At 45.9% G+C, this 15,152-nt stretch carries 10 protein-coding genes; 3 read left to right on the forward strand and 7 right to left on the reverse strand.

Features of this window, described 5'->3' with window-relative positions; translation table 11 throughout:
* Positions 1–244: 244 nt before the first annotated feature.
* The 6 genes from QNH28_RS21940 to QNH28_RS21965 all read right to left on the reverse strand — a co-directional run bounded on the left by QNH28_RS21940 (position 245) and on the right by QNH28_RS21965 (position 9,379).
* Complete coding sequence (locus tag QNH28_RS21940) at positions 245–2,626, reverse strand: glycoside hydrolase family 95 protein (RefSeq protein WP_283908548.1); 2,382 nt, start codon at positions 2,624–2,626, stop codon at positions 245–247.
* A 128-nt stretch (positions 2,627–2,754) separates the two neighbouring features.
* Entirely contained in the window at positions 2,755–4,476 is a 1,722-nt protein-coding gene (locus QNH28_RS21945; RefSeq protein ID WP_283908549.1) for an alpha-1,3-galactosidase-related protein, read from the reverse strand.
* A gap of 64 nt (positions 4,477–4,540) precedes the next feature.
* On the reverse strand, positions 4,541–5,674 hold the full coding sequence (locus tag QNH28_RS21950; RefSeq protein ID WP_283908550.1) for an SGNH/GDSL hydrolase family protein: 1,134 nt from the start codon (positions 5,672–5,674) through the stop codon (positions 4,541–4,543).
* Positions 5,675–5,772: 98 nt separating this feature from the next.
* Positions 5,773–7,392, reverse strand: a complete 1,620-nt coding sequence (locus QNH28_RS21955) for an extracellular solute-binding protein (protein WP_283912229.1) — start codon at positions 7,390–7,392, stop codon at positions 5,773–5,775.
* 136 nt (positions 7,393–7,528) lie between these two features.
* Positions 7,529–8,431: a carbohydrate ABC transporter permease gene (locus QNH28_RS21960; RefSeq protein WP_283908551.1), complete on the reverse strand. Its 903-nt coding sequence runs from the start codon at positions 8,429–8,431 to the stop codon at positions 7,529–7,531.
* A gap of 15 nt (positions 8,432–8,446) precedes the next feature.
* Positions 8,447–9,379 carry an ABC transporter permease gene (locus QNH28_RS21965; RefSeq protein WP_283908552.1) on the reverse strand — a complete coding sequence of 311 codons (933 nt, stop codon included), beginning with the start codon at positions 9,377–9,379 and terminating at the stop codon, positions 8,447–8,449.
* A gap of 543 nt (positions 9,380–9,922) precedes the next feature.
* Between QNH28_RS21965 and QNH28_RS21970 the strand changes: the two genes are divergently transcribed.
* The 3 genes from QNH28_RS21970 (at position 9,923) to QNH28_RS21980 (ending at position 12,571) form a co-directional block, all read left to right on the forward strand.
* Entirely contained in the window at positions 9,923–10,846 is a 924-nt protein-coding gene (locus QNH28_RS21970) for a helix-turn-helix transcriptional regulator (protein ID WP_283908553.1), read from the forward strand.
* Positions 10,847–11,015: 169 nt separating this feature from the next.
* The gene (locus tag QNH28_RS21975; RefSeq protein WP_076301172.1) at positions 11,016–11,693 is read left to right on the forward strand and encodes a helix-turn-helix domain-containing protein; all 678 of its coding nucleotides are present in this window, start codon (positions 11,016–11,018) and stop codon (positions 11,691–11,693) included.
* Positions 11,651–12,571 (forward strand): IS3 family transposase, encoded by a 921-nt coding sequence (locus tag QNH28_RS21980; RefSeq protein WP_283912230.1) that lies wholly within the window; start codon positions 11,651–11,653, stop codon positions 12,569–12,571. Before QNH28_RS21975 ends, QNH28_RS21980 begins: the two co-directional genes overlap by 43 nt.
* Before the next feature lie 125 nt (positions 12,572–12,696).
* On the opposite strand, the gene QNH28_RS21985 is transcribed toward QNH28_RS21980, so the two are convergent.
* A complete protein-coding gene (locus QNH28_RS21985; protein WP_283908554.1) occupies positions 12,697–14,904 on the reverse strand; it encodes a helix-turn-helix domain-containing protein in 2,208 nt (735 codons plus the stop codon).
* Between the last annotated feature and the right edge of the window lie 248 nt (positions 14,905–15,152).

The following is a 15,152-nucleotide window of genomic DNA, read 5'->3' on the forward strand; positions in this document are numbered from 1 at the left end:
GAAAACACCATATTCCAATGTAATGAGGGAATTCCTCCCTAAAAAACAGAGTGAATTCCAAATTCACCACCAGATCGGATGAATTTCAGGGAGAAATTCCCTGATTGTTAGTCTTGCGAGCAAAAATCGAATTTCAGGGACTTTTTCCCTAATTGTTTATCAGCATTATATTCGTACAAAAAAACAGCAGCAGAACCTGTATTTCAGGTCCCTGCTGCTGTCCATATTCCTATGAAACTGACTATTATTGCTTACCAACTAAAAGCTTGTAGGTCTGCCCAGCGGTCGTAGAAAAGCTCACCGTTCCATCTGCGGAACGGTCATACTTCATCTCGTTGCCGCCATTACTCACCAAGAGCGAAGCATCTGTGCGGATCACACATTCATTGCCTAGAAGGGAGGTAATCTGTGCTTCCACGAGATGGCCTCTATCCCACTGAATGCTAACTTCAAAGCCACCGCGGGCACGTAGCCCCGCCACGCTTCCCTCCTGCCATTCATCTGGCAGTGCAGGCAGCAGATCGAGATACCCGAGGTGAGATTGCAGTAGCATCTCAGCAATTCCGGCAGAAGCGGCGAAGTTACCATCAATTTGGAACGGTGGATGTGCGCCAAGCAGATTGGCATAAACGCCGCCGTGACTATACTGTTCGGACTCCCCATCCTTCACCAGCCGCAGCATGTTTGAGAGCAGGCGTAGGGAGCGGTTGCCATCCCGGAAGCGACTCCATAGAGCAACTCTCCAGCCTAGACTCCAACCTGTGCTCTCGTCCCCACGACGTTCAAGCGAGGTTTTGGCTGCAGCGAACAGCTCAGGGGTCTCTTCTTCTGACAACTGCCGACCCGGATAGATACCGACCAGATGTGAGGTATGTCTGTGATACATATCCTCATCTTCAAAGTCTAAGGACCATTCCTGCAACTGTCCGTACTTACCAACCTGTAATGGCAATAAACGTTCACGAGCACTTACCAATTCTGCACGCAGATCCTCATCCATTCCAAGCGTTTCCGAAGCCTCAATACAATTCGTAAACAGCTCCCAGATGAGCGAAATATCCATAGTAGCACCTGCACTGACTGCAGCTAAGCCCTCCGCTGTCTGGAATTTATGCTCTGGCGAAGTGGATGGGGAGGTCACAAGCCTTCCGTTACCATCGTCAATAAGCCAGTCCAGTGCAAACAGAGCCGCCTCCTTCATCACAGGATAAGCGGAAGTCCGTAAATATTCCTCGTCCCCGCCAAAAGCATAATGCTCCCAGAGATGTTGTGTCAGCCAAACGCCACTCATCGTCCAGTAAGCCCAGCTTGGATCTCCGTCACCATAATCCCCCACTGGTGCTGTCTGTGCCCAAAGATCCGTATTATGATGAGCCACCCAGCCTCGGGCACCATAGTTGACTTGAGCAGTCTCCGCACCCATCTCCGCCAAATTTCCGATCATATCCAGCAGCGGCTCATGACATTCCGCCAGATTACAAATTTCAGCTGGCCAATAATTCATTTCTGTATTAATGTTCAGCGTATAGTTGCTACTCCACGGCGGACGGGTAACCGCATTCCATATTCCCTGCAGATTAGTAGCTTGTGTTCCGGGGCGCGAGCTTGCAATCATCAAATAGCGCCCGTAATGAAACAGCAACTCGACAAGACCAGGGTCTTGTGCCGCGTATGTCGTAATCCGTTGCTCCGTGGTCATCGACTCCGGGGCTAGTGTCTTGCCTAATTGGAGCTTCACTCGGTCAAAAAGTGATCGGTAATCCTCGACATGCGCTTGAAGAAAGCTGTCGTAAGACTTTCCATTCACATCTGCCAAGTAAGAAGCGGCAATAGCAGAAGCATCTTTCCCCTCAGCTCCCGGGATTTTGTCAAAGCCATTAAAGCCTGTAGCCGCGCTGAAATAGAAGGTTGCAGCCGTTCCTCCCAACAGATGAATTCCACTACCGTCAACGGTAACTTCCCCACCCTCTGCCACTACGGAGAGTTGTCCTTCAAAGGCCATGCCCTTGCTCTTGCCAGGTTCTCCGTATTGGATCGGATTGTCACTCCAAAAATAGCTTGGATCAACATGCTCCGGTGCAGTTCCCGAGAGCACAAAGCGATCACCCTGCGCGTGAAGGCTATGCCGAAGCGAACTATCTAGCGTAGCATGTACATTCAGCGCTCCCGGTACACTTGCAGTCAGACGCAGCACGAGCAACTGATCAGGATGTGAAGCGAACATCTCACGGGTATAAGTAACATTACCAATCTTATATTCAATGCGGTGAACCGCAATTTCAATATCTAATGTCCGCCGATAGGATTGATAAACACCACCATGCTCAAAACGAAGTAGTAAATCTCCAAAAGGCAGATACGATTGGGTGTACGGACCTAGCATCTCTCTAGTCAGGGTGTCCGCTTCTGTATACCGGCCCTCCTGAATCAGCTTCCGAACCTTTGGCAAAGCGTCCTTAGCACCTGGATTGTTCCCATCCTTCGGGAATCCCGACCATAATGTATCCTCGTTTAGACTGACTTTCTCCTGCTCCACACCGCCGAAGATCATACCACCCAGACGGCCATTCCCAATCGGAAGCCCTTCGGTCCATACATTTGCTGGCTTGTCATATTGAAGTTTCATTAGTTCTCTCCCTCACGATCTGTCATGAATTAAATGATGTATTCCCCCAAGTCTGCCCTCATTATAAAGATCAGATAAAGCGTTTTCTATACATCGATCTACCGATCCATACCGCGATCTAACACAATCTACCCTAACTCATTGAACAAATTATCCTGAATGTCGACCTCGCTACAGGCGGTTAAACGTATCGCATCCGCAACACTGGAAAGGCAGTTCGTACTTTCCCCACCAATGACAATTTCGTTAGCACTGAAGACCAGTCCGCGGGTACTCTTGGCACTAAGGACTAACGTTTCACCAGTCTCGAACCTGTTGTTCTTAATAACTATACCCTGATGAACAGGAGTGCTCTCATCAACCTCTGTGTTCTCTGGCGAAATGAAAATAACCGGATGCTCCATGCCCCCGCATTCAATAAAATGATTCTCAGCGATGGTCACATTCTCCACCTTGCCAGACTCATACCAAGACTCCGCATCCAGAGCAACCAGAATCGCACTCATTCGCATCCGATCAAAAACATTCCCCTTAATCTCTACTTTATGCCGGGTTGTCACAAGGATACCGCGGGTCGGTACCCGCGCGAGGTGATTATTTACGACTTCAACCTCCGGTGTCCAGGTTACATTCTCGATCACATCATGGCTGCCAATCCCTTCAGGAATAGGCTGTGCTAGGGTCAGCATAAGCTCGCGCGGGTTTATACGCTTAACCTCTACCACTTCGTTAGCCGCATAGGTGGTTAGAGAGCCAGAACGAACAAATTCAATTTCGTCTCCCGGATGGAAGGCCATAAATCCGTACGTCTGCGGATGCATGAAGCGAACCTTCACCGTATTTGATGATGTCTGCTCCACGATCCGTAGATAGGTACCATGGACATTGACGACGTCATCATGAGAACCGGAAAAACGGCTGTCCGCAACAGTTATTTTACCTCGGCAGCTGGACATGTGGATGAAATCCGCAAAGCCAGTAACCGTTCGTCCGGTTTCCAATCGCGGTGAAATATCCATGCGATGAAAGGTGAGATTGTCGCTAAACTGACCCATAACACCAAGTCCGTGCAGAAAATGCAGCCCCACATTGCTGAAGGTGACGTTAGAGCTTTCCACAATGAAGACACCTACCTGATCGCGAATACCATCACGGCTTTGCAGGACATGCCCGGGGACAACCTCAAGCCCATGATCAAAATGCAAGCGGAGCTTCATCGGCTCCAGCTCTTCAACAGAATCAGCCAGCTCCGACCAATTGTCCATCCGCCAAGTCGTATTGCGTAATGGATCATAGGTCTGCATTGGTCCTTCCGAGAAACTCCAGCCCTCACCGATCCACACCAGCTTGCCATCCCTGATCTCATAACGCGAATCGGGGTGAACCTGGACATCGAAATAATGAGTACCGCTTTCAGTAATCGTCATCTCTGTCACAGTCGGCCGAGCGTAGTCGGTATGTAAATTACGAATCTCTACATTTTTGCATCCATCCAGCAAGAACATAGTCTGCTTGCCATGGAAGATAAATAGTGAGCCGTTGCCCTCAAATGTTAAATTGTACAGCCCCTTCAGTAGAATCCCTATAGTCTTGGTGACATCAGGATTCTCTTCTTCACTGGTAGTGTTGGAGATGTAGTAGGGTTTCCGGATCGCCTCTTCCGGATAGAAATGATAGCAGCCTTTTGGACAATCCAGCAGGACCGGCCCAGTTATTTCGGCGGCCGCCTGAATAGCTATTGTCATGGCTGGCTGAGCATCCAAGTCGGAATCCGGCAGAACACCATAATCAGTCAGGCGGATTACGAGAGGAGAAGAATCGACGCTGTGTTCTGTAATAGAAATGATCAACACCCACTTTCTTATGATTGTAAACGCTTAATATTGGGCAGTATAATGCCCAATGCTAAAATAATCAATTGCACATTAGCTTCAGAATACGCAGACTGGAGCCCTTACTCTGTTCATCCTTTTCCCCTGTAATTCGCACGGTTACTTGCAATTCCTGACGTTGTTCCTGGATTCCGAACATAGCGATAATAGGCCGAAACGCAAGCGGGCACCATTCGTCGAATAAGTTAACCGCATGAAAGGGACCGCCATTGAGCGAATATTCGAATATCCCACTATCCGGGCCGTAGAGCAGCAGCAGACCCACACTCTGTCCGGTTACTGTGTAAGAAAAAGCTGCCTCTTTGCTGTCTGTATATAAATGCTCCGTTCCAAATCGCCAGTTCATCAGTGGATCATCGGGGGTAAGCTCGCGTAGCTCGAACCCATCTGCATGATCAGCGCCTCTGAAATCCAGTAAATTACCGTATTCATAATTTCGCTCCTCCAGAGGAGCAATACTTAACGCGCTTCCGGTATTTAAATGTGTGTTGTCAGGAACAAGTGCTGCATCCAAATACTCCTGTAAAAAAGAAGCATACAGCGCATGTCCGTCATCATTGGGATGATATCCATCCGGAGCCAGCTCGGTCCACTCCATTTGTCCGGCTTGGGTCTGTGTATAAACTCTAGCTGCAAAATTAAGAGATGGAAGATCGTAATGCTCAGCTACTTCTTCGTGGACGGCAATGTTAAAGGGGTTGCTCCCTGACAGATTCTTCTCTGCTGCCGTATACAAGAAGCAAATGTCAGTGCCGGGCGACAACCGTCTGCACTGGCGCACAATTCCTTCCATACCTCTAATGGATTCTTCTCGGTCGTTGCCGTCATTGACGCTAAACTCAACAAATAGCAAATCAATCTTACCGTATTGCAGGACATGCGGCTGTAATCGGTGAGCGCCCAGCGTGGAATTCGTTCCACCCACTCCCGCATTGATGAAGCGGAATTCATGATTCGCAAATCGCTCCTGCAGATACTTACCAGTCAGCGCTCTCCAGCTAAATGTATCCGCGTCGGAAGCACCCGCCCCCTCTGTAATGGAACCACCCAAAAAGGCGACAGTTACCGGCTCCTTTCCCGCAAGTCTTTCGCTTGTATTGGGTAGTCCTCGTCTTGGAACTACAAATGAATGATTGCAATGTTTCTCATCTGTCATGGCTAATCCTCCGTGAATAGAAATGTATATTTTCCCTTAAAATCAAGAAATCAGATGCTGGGGTATATCATACAGCACCTGATTCTGATTTCAATATTTTATTTTTTAGAAGTGTCATAAGCCTTTTGCAAGATTTCGAGATAACGATCTAGCTTCAAGTTCTGCAATCCCTTTACATAAGCGTCCCAGTCCTTATTCAGATCTTTGTTACCCGTGATGAATTGCAGCTCGTTTTGTTCGATATAGTTCTTCAGGTTGGTTTGTAACAAGCTGGCTTCATCAATCTCACTTGGATCAATCCAGATGGACCAGATTGGGAACAATTCCTTAGGCTCATGGCCTTCGTACAGCAGAGTCGCATCATACAATCTACGTTCATAACCGTCAGAAGCAAAGATGTCGGTACCTTGAACGTAAGTATCACGATATTCTTTAGGCTCATAGAAGTGAGCCATACCGCTCCAGCCCGCATTACGAGGTGCTGCACCTTCTTCACCTGGAATTAATTTGATCATCGGTTTAACGTCTTTACCTAATGCCACATCGCCTTCAACCGGATCGGTCCAATCGGTTCCTTTCAGACCAGCTGCGCCATTGGTTTGGCCTTCTGGTGTAAACATATAGTCCACCATCTTGATCAAAGCAATTTGTGCTTCCTTGCTTGCTTTATTCGTAATTACAAATTTCGCACCCGGAACTACACCGCCACCATCATGAGTCGCATAGGAAATTCCTTCAGGCCCCGAAATCGGAGCTAGCGGGTTGTAATGTGCTGAACGGGTATTCCCCGGATCGATGTTCACGAAGATCGCAGGGTGCATACCCGCTCCAGCGCCTAGAATTTCTGCATCAGCATTTTCACCGATTTTCTTAAGGGCTTCAGCGTTTTGTGTAAAAGCACCCGGATCAATCAAACCTTCGTCAAACAGAGACTTAATATAGGTCAATCCTTCTTTCCACTCCGGTGTAATGGCAGCAGATTGAACCTTTCCATCCTTCATATTCAGGTAATTCCGGTCATCATCATAGACAAAAGCGTTCATCAAGAAAGGAACCACCCGTACGCCGAACTCCTCGATGGAACCACTCAGCGGTACTTCATCTGCTTTACCGTTACCGTTCGGATCTTGCGTTTTAAAAGCTTTCAGGACATTTTTGAATTCTTCTGTAGTCTTCGGCATCTCTAGATTAAGCTTTTTCATCCACTCGGTATTCAACCACATTTTGCTAGGATAGGAGCAGTGGAAACATTCTGTATAAGCTACAAGGCCGTAGATATTGCCGTCAGGTGCTGTATTAAGTGTTCTTAGATCTGAGTTCTTTTCCATAGCTGCTTTAATATTAGGCGCATATTCATCAATCAGATCATTCAGGGGAATGATTACGCCCTGTTTGCCGTATTTCAGTAGATCAGCCTGCGAGAATTGATCGATGTAGTGAGTAAGCAGATACGCATCAGGATAGTCGCCGCTAGCCAGTGAGATCTGGCGTTTTTCCTGGGCACCATCGGAAGGGTTGATCTGCCAATCGAATTTGAAATTAAATTTTTCTTCCACAAATTTTGTGAACTTATTGGTCGGAAGATCGATGCCGGATTCCTGAACAGAAAACACACTGATGTTAATAGGCTTGCCAGACGAATCCGAACCACCTTGGGAACTGGATGCGTTCTCTGTATTTTTATTTGCACATCCGCTAATTACAACCGTAAACGCCATGACCAGAGCTAGTAAAGTTATTAAGCTTTGCTTCTTCAAATCTTATCACTCCCTTTTGTAGTTTAGCAGGTGATACGATGATACCTTAAGTGTGTACTTCGGGCATACCTCCTTCCCAAAAACGAGAATCCAAAGATTAACCCTTGACCGAACCAACAAGCATCCCCTGCACAAAATAACGCTGTACAAACGGATAGATGACAAGCACAGGCAAGGTGGCAATCACAATTAAGGAATACTTCAGGAGCTCGGAAAGCTGTTGTTTTTCAACTAGTTTCCCTACGTCCATAGCCCCACCAGCGCTGTTGTTCTGAATGATGATGCTTCGCAGCACCAGCTGCAGTGGGAACAGATCTGCTGATTTCAGATAAATCAACGCATCGAAGTACGCATTCCATTGACCTACCGCATACATAAGAACCAGCACGGCGAGAATCGGCTTGGACAACGGGAGCACTACACTCCAGATAAATCGCATATCACTACAGCCGTCGATTTCACTGGCTTCCAAGAGCTCCTCTGGAATTGAGGATTGAAAGAAGGAGCGAGCAATAATGACCTGCCATACCCAAATAGCGTTCGGAATCAGCAGCGCCCAGCGGGTGTCAATTAAATTCATCTCCTTTACCACCAAATAGGTGGGAATCAACCCGCCATTGAAAATCATGGTGAAGGTGATGATCATCATCAGCATATTCCGTCCGAATAAGCCTTTACGGGACAGTGGATAGGCAACCATAACCGTCAAAGTTATACTAATCAGCGTTCCCGCTGCGGTGTAGAAAATCGAGTTTCCATAACCGGTGATAATTTCTGTGGTATTCAGCAACACTTTGAAGCCTTTGAAGGATATATCTACAGGCCAGAGCCAGACACGACCGGAAGTAACGGCTGCAGGACTACTGATCGAGCTGCTGATGATAAAAATAAGCGGATAAAGTACAGCGATTACCACGAGAGTGAGCACAACATAGATTGTGATCAGGAACGCTTTGTCGCCGACGGATTCTTTGATTCTTTTTTGAACTGCTGCTGCCATAGACAAGCTCCTTTCTTACCAGATGCTGTTCTTAGTAATTCTTTTCGCCAAGCCGTTTACTGTAAATAAGAGAATCAGGTTGATGATGGAGTTGAACAGCCCCACCGCAGTTGCAAAGCTGTAATTGGCATTCAACAGTCCGACCCGATATACATAGGTGGCAATGATCTCAGAATTGACCAGGTTCAATGGATTCTGCAACAAGTACACCTTTTCAAAACCAATCGCCATTACATTCCCTACGTTCAGAATCAGAATAATGACGATGGTTGGCACAATCCCCGGCAAATCGACGTGGCGGATTTTTTGAAACCGTGATGCACCATCGACTTTGGCTGCTTCATAGAGGGTTGGATCTATTCCTGCAAGCGCTGCTAAATATACGACTGCGCTATAACCTGCTGTCTGCCAAATATCAGACCAGACATAAATTGAACGGAACATACCAGGTTCACCGAGGAAGTTAATAGAATCCAGTCCGAAAAAATTGAGTGCAATGTTGGCAAAGCCGAGGCGCGGCGCCAGGAACAGCATAACGATCGACACCATGACAACCGTCGAGATGAAATAAGGTGCAAACGACACGAGTTGAACGAATTTTTTGAATCTTCCTCCCCGTATTTCATTAATCATGAGCGCAAGAATAATCGGGATCGGGAAACCCGCCAGCAGCTGATAGCCACTAAGCATGATGGTATTCTTGAGCAGTGTCCAAAACTGAGGATTCTCAAAGAAGAGACGGAAATTCTTAAATCCGACCCAAGGGCTTCCCCATATTCCTTTAGTGACGTTATAGTCCTTAAAGGCTAGGACAGCGTTCAGCATTGGATAATATTTGAAAATGAGAAAAAATAACAAGGGTGGAATTACTAGCAGATGTAATTGCCAGTGTTTTTTTATGCTTTTACTAGCATTTTGTAAGAATACAGGACCCTTGCTTTTCGGCAACGACTTGCGATGTAATACTATTTCTTTCTCCAGAACAATTCCCCCTAAGCAGATGTCTGTGATTTGTGATAGCGCTTTCTAGGATTTGATCATAGATGACTTTTATCCCTAAATGAAAGGTACACTTGGGCAGTTCAGCGTACAAATTACCTTATTCAGGGAGCACAAAATAGCTGTAGAACGGCCATTTTTCCGGAATCAGGGTTCGGACTCAAATAAGCATGACAAATAACCCTCCAATCACTGGATTCATTTAATGCACTCCCCTAATTTTGATTTACCGGTGGCCCCTGTGATTTCTTCTTATCGCCCTATAGCATCGCTTGTTATACGGGATCTCACATACGAACCGGCAGGATAATGGAAATGATTTGTAGAAAAAAACTATAAATGAAAGTGAATTTTCAATCCGGACAATTCTACCGGCAGTTGAATAAAGCGCATGTGACCATTCAACCATCGCTTGATAGGATTGCGTTTACGGAAATGCTATGCTGTTTTTGACAGTGCGCACTGTACATTTTGTTTTATTGGAGGTATACAATGCTCGACTTGCGTAAAATTGGAGCTTATATTTCGAAGCTTCGCAAAGACCAGGATCTGACTCAATTGGAAATTGCAGATCAACTGAATGTAAGTCATCAAGCGGTATCGAAATGGGAACGGGGTGAATCGCTACCGGATATCGGAACGCTTCCGCTGTTTGCGAGGTTATTCGGAAAAACGGTAGACGACATTTTAAATGCAGGAGACAACGCAGAAAATCGGGAGCACCCGCACCTAGGAACGATCGTTGAGGAGATCGCAGAGAACAGGCCGGAACAAGTTGCAGAGATGGTCAATACCGGAGAGGCGGAGGTGGAGGAGCTTGTAGAAGTAGCCCCGTTTGTAAAAGCAAGCGCTCTGCATAAGGTTACAGAACGATTAGACAGCAGCATCCTTAAATTAGACGTGATCATGCGGCTGGCTCCGTTCCTTGGAGCAGATACATTGGATGAACTGGTTCGTCAGGCAGAAGAGGGCGAAATTGTGTGGGATGCCATTACTGGACTCGCTCCGTTCGTCAGCAGCGACACATTAAGCCGACTGGTAGATAAATCGATTGACGGTTCCTTAGAAGTGCACAATCTTTTTGGAATTGCCCCGTTTCTTGGAAGAGAACATGTAGATCGGTTGGTACAACAAGCAGAAGAGGGCAGCTTGAGCTGGCATTCCGTTCAAGGGCTGGCACCCTTTATTAGCAGAGAAACGTTAAACCGTTTGGTAGACCGGGTTACAGATGGCACCATCGATGCGGACCGGATCATAAGCCTCGCACCTTTTCTGGACAGGGAAAATCTCGAGAAGTTGATTGGTGGAGTCGAAGCTGAACATCTTAGCCCAGATCTGCTGGCAAGTCTTGCTCCTTTCGTCGACCAAGGGACATTGAGCAGAATGGTGACAAACTTATTAAATAAAGTAAAGTAGACACGTATATCGGAGATCGGAGATTGGTGATGCTTAGACCGTCGGTGATCCCCAAAGCTAACGGGAAACGTTAGTTAAACGACAACAGCGGCAGTCTAAGACTTGATATGCTCCCCATACGGTAGACAGGCGAAATAAAAAAACCTGCTACTGTGAGGGGAGCTTATTCATGTCTAGAGGGAAATATAACGCTTTGGAGAAACTCACCATCCTCGAAGAGGTATCGAATGGGGAGATTGGTTTTTTAGCAGCTGCGACGAAATATGGGATTAACAAGACGACTTTAATGAAATGGCAACGTCGATATAAGACACATGGATATAAAGGGTTGGAGCGCCGTACACATCTTCAAAGGTACAGTGCTGAACTGAAGATCCAGGCGGTGAAGGACTATCTTGAGGGGGACTTGTCTCAGTATCAGATCATCGATAAATACAAGATTGCTAGTACGAGGCAGCTCTTCAATTGGATTAACAAGTATAATGGTCATAGCAGCTTAACAGCCTACAAAGGGGAAAGAAAAGCTATGACAAAAGGGCGAACTACGACTTGGCAAGAACGGATCGAAATCGTTCAGTATTGTCTGAGCAATCAATATGATTACCAAAAGACAGCTGGACAGTTTCAGGTCTCCTATCAGCAAGTATACCAATGGGTGAAGAAGTTTGAAGGTGGCGGCCAGGATGCATTAAAGGATGGTCGAGGAAGAAAAAAAGCCCCAGAAGAGTTAACGGCGGCCGACCAACAGAAACTCAAGATGAAGCAAATGGAGTACGAAATTGAGCGACTTCGGACGGAAAATGCATTTTTAAAAAAGTTAGAGGAACTAGAAAGAAGGCGACGCTAAATCAAACACGGCAGGAAACGATCTACCTTGCCATTCAAGCACTTCAAAAGGACGTGTCAGCAAGCATTCAACGGCTATGCGAAATTGCAGGAATTGCACGCTCAAGCTATTACAAATGGCTAAATCGCAAGCCCAGCCCTCGTGAGCAGGAGAATGAGCAGTTGATCCAGGTAATGATGACCATCTATGAGAAAGTGGAGCGCACTTTTGGGTACCGTCAATTAACTCTGCATATGCGCAGACAAACCGAAAAAACCATTAACCACAAGCGCGTAAAGCGGCTAATGAAGGTCCTGGGAATTCAGTCCGTTATTCGGAGAAAGAGGAAAAAGTATGCCAATGCTACTCCACAACAGGTCGCGGAGAACGTCCTAAACCGCAACTTCCATGCGGATACGCCGAATGAAAAGTGGCTCACCGATGTAACGGAATTCAAGTATGGCAACGGCCAGAAAGCGTATTTAAGCGCTATTCTCGATCTCCATGATAAATCCATCGTCTCTTATGTATTAGGGCGTTCCAATAACAATCCACTTGTATTCCAAACGTTGAAACTCGCCTTACAAGAAGCCCCAGAAAACAGCCCATTGCTTCATAGCGATAGAGGCTATCAGTACACTTCACTGAGCTTTAAGAAGCTTCTGGATGGCAACAAAATGGTTCAGAGTATGTCCCGAGTTGGGCGATGCATCGATAACGGTCCAATGGAATCCTTCTGGGGGACCTTAAAATGTGAGAAGTATTATTTGCACAAGTACCATACCTTTGAAGAGCTTAAAAGGGACATTGAGGCCTACATTCACTTTTACAATTACGAACGGTTACAAGCAAATTTAAACGGCCGTAGTCCGATGGAATTTAGGACCAAGGCCGTTTAAACGATTTTGATTATTTGTACTGTCTACTTGACGGGGTGCAGTTCAGACTTTATTTATCAAGTCTTGGTCCGCCGCTGCTCCTTTTAATGGATCAGTCTAATACTTAATTTTCACCAAACAACTATTTATTCATCAATAGACTGTCTATAAGCGCTCGGTGAAACGCCGATTAACCGCTTGAAGGCCCTTCTGAAAGAATGTGAACTGTTATAGCCCACCCGCATGGCAATCTCATCAACCGTATACCTACTATCTTTTAGCAGAATCATAGCCTGATCCATTCTAACTTTTATCAGATAGTCAGAGAAATTGACACCCGTAACCTCCTTAAACAATTGAGAAATATATTTTTCAGGCCGTTCCACCTGTTCAGCTACCCGGTACAGACTCAGCTCTGTATCCGAATAATTCTCTACGGTATATTCCTTGATCTGCTTAATAATCTGAATATGAACATCCTTCTTTTTATTTGCAATAAGTCCGCACAGCTCTTCCATAATGACAAAAAATTCGGTCTGAATTATTTCAAGCCGTTCCGACGAACCAATGTCTATAATCCGCCGCTTCACACTCTCGATGTCTAGGTATTCTGTAAAAGCCTTTTGATCCAGAAGCTTAAGAAACGTCCCTTTTATTTCACCAACAAGCTGTTGCTTCATTTCCATGGATAATTCACGCTGTTCCATGTTCTGGGCAACGATCGCACGGACAATCCGTTTAGCCTCCTCTAGCTCTCCAGCCCGAATAGTACTGATCAGACGTTGCTCTGTATCCAGTGGATAATAGTAGGTCGTATTCTCATTTTGGGCTTCGCTACTCCAGACAATTCCTTTTTTATTCATGTAGACGGCATATTCCAGAGCTTGCTTGGCTTGGTCAAAGGAAAGGCTAACCTCCGTTATTTCTGTGAAAAGATCACCGAAGCCCGCCTGAGTAGTAATACGGTACTCATTAAAAACGTACTGCGCCAAATTCTCCAGAATGTGAGTGATATTCTCTGCCTCATGCGCTTTAGTCTCTTCTTCCTTGGAGAAAAACAGAGTTACAACTTTGTCAGAGCCCATATCCGTCATTAGTACATCCACTCCGAGATCCGATAGGGACTGCTTCAGCAGCAAACGGGAAGCACTCAGCTCATTAAGAATCTCAACACTGTCCATACCGGCATAGCCGTTAATTTGCACGATTCCTACGTACCCACTGTTCTGTTTCAAGCTGATCCCCACCTGCTCGGCGGCTGTGAGAATCTCATCATTCGTTTTGAATTCACCTGCTAGCAGGCGCTTCAGGAATGCATCTCGGACCAAGGGAAGCTGGCGATTAAGTTCGGTTTCCAGCAGCTTGTTCTTGGTGATCATATTGGCGATATTTCCGCTTAGAAAGTCAAATTCATTCTTTGCAGAGGCCTCTTCCTTGCCGAATTGGTCCTTCATTACGCTAAGCATGCGGTTGATTGGAGCGCTGTTACGATATGCTAATATCAGTCCTACAATCAAGCCGATGATTAGCGTACCTCCCGTAATTTGTATCGAGATTCTCTTAATCTTGTTCGCATTCTCCATCAAAATATTTTGAGGAATCCCTGTCTGATAGACCCAGCCATTGGAATCGGATCGGGTAGTAATCACCAAATCGTCCTTGTAAAACTGACTAACCTTGTTCTTATCAAAAGCGGGATCGTCCGTCATTTGGATCATTTTCTGCTCATCGCTGCCTTGTAAAGCAATCGTATTCCCTTTGGCATCACTTATATGTACCCAGCCTCCGTATCGCTCGGTCAGGCCTGAGAGCAGGTTCGAAATATTTTTCTCATCAATAATCACTACCGCGACAGCCGGCGAGGAATCGTTAAAGCTATCCAAGGGGAGAGACTGCATATATGTAATGACCGAGGTTTCCATCCCCCTGCTAACAAAATCACTGAGTGGCTTGATCTCGCCGCGGTGGGTTTTCTCAAGCACTTCTTTGGTCCAATCCTGTAGCGAAAGATCCTTATAGTTAAAATTAGAGTAGTAATGTTCCGGTCGGTAAGAAGAGCCTGGGGTTAGAATTAGATTATAATTGGCGAGGTAAATATAATAGTCTTGCAAAAAATCATTAGTCTGACCGAAGGTCAAAACATTCCGCATTGTTTTCCAAATACCATAAACATTCGTCTCATTTTCGTTTTCATTCATGAGTACATTTAACTCCTGGTTGACAGCCAATTGCCTGGTAAAACCTTCAGCCTCCGCCATACGGCGCTCCAATATTTCCTGACTCTTCTGAAGCTGAGTGACTCCATTCTCAATCGAGATGGACTGTGTCACGGAGATCGAGGTTAGGTAGGACATGTATCCACCAATGCTGGGTATGACCAAAATGACCACATAAGAGATTAAAAATTTTCGAAAGATATTGGAATATTTAAGCGTAGTGACCCCTCCCCTAAACCCATTTCGATAGCGCTATCATTACCATAGGTTAAAACATTTTACTTAATAGTCAAGTGTTCAAGGCCAATTTTATAGCTTTTCAAACTTTCAGAATTGGATAAAAAGCAAAGATATACGCTGTTATCACTCCTTTTTATCGGCAACTC

It is taken from the genome of Paenibacillus sp. G2S3, assembly GCF_030123105.1.
Lineage (GTDB): Bacteria > Bacillota > Bacilli > Paenibacillales > Paenibacillaceae > Paenibacillus_AQ.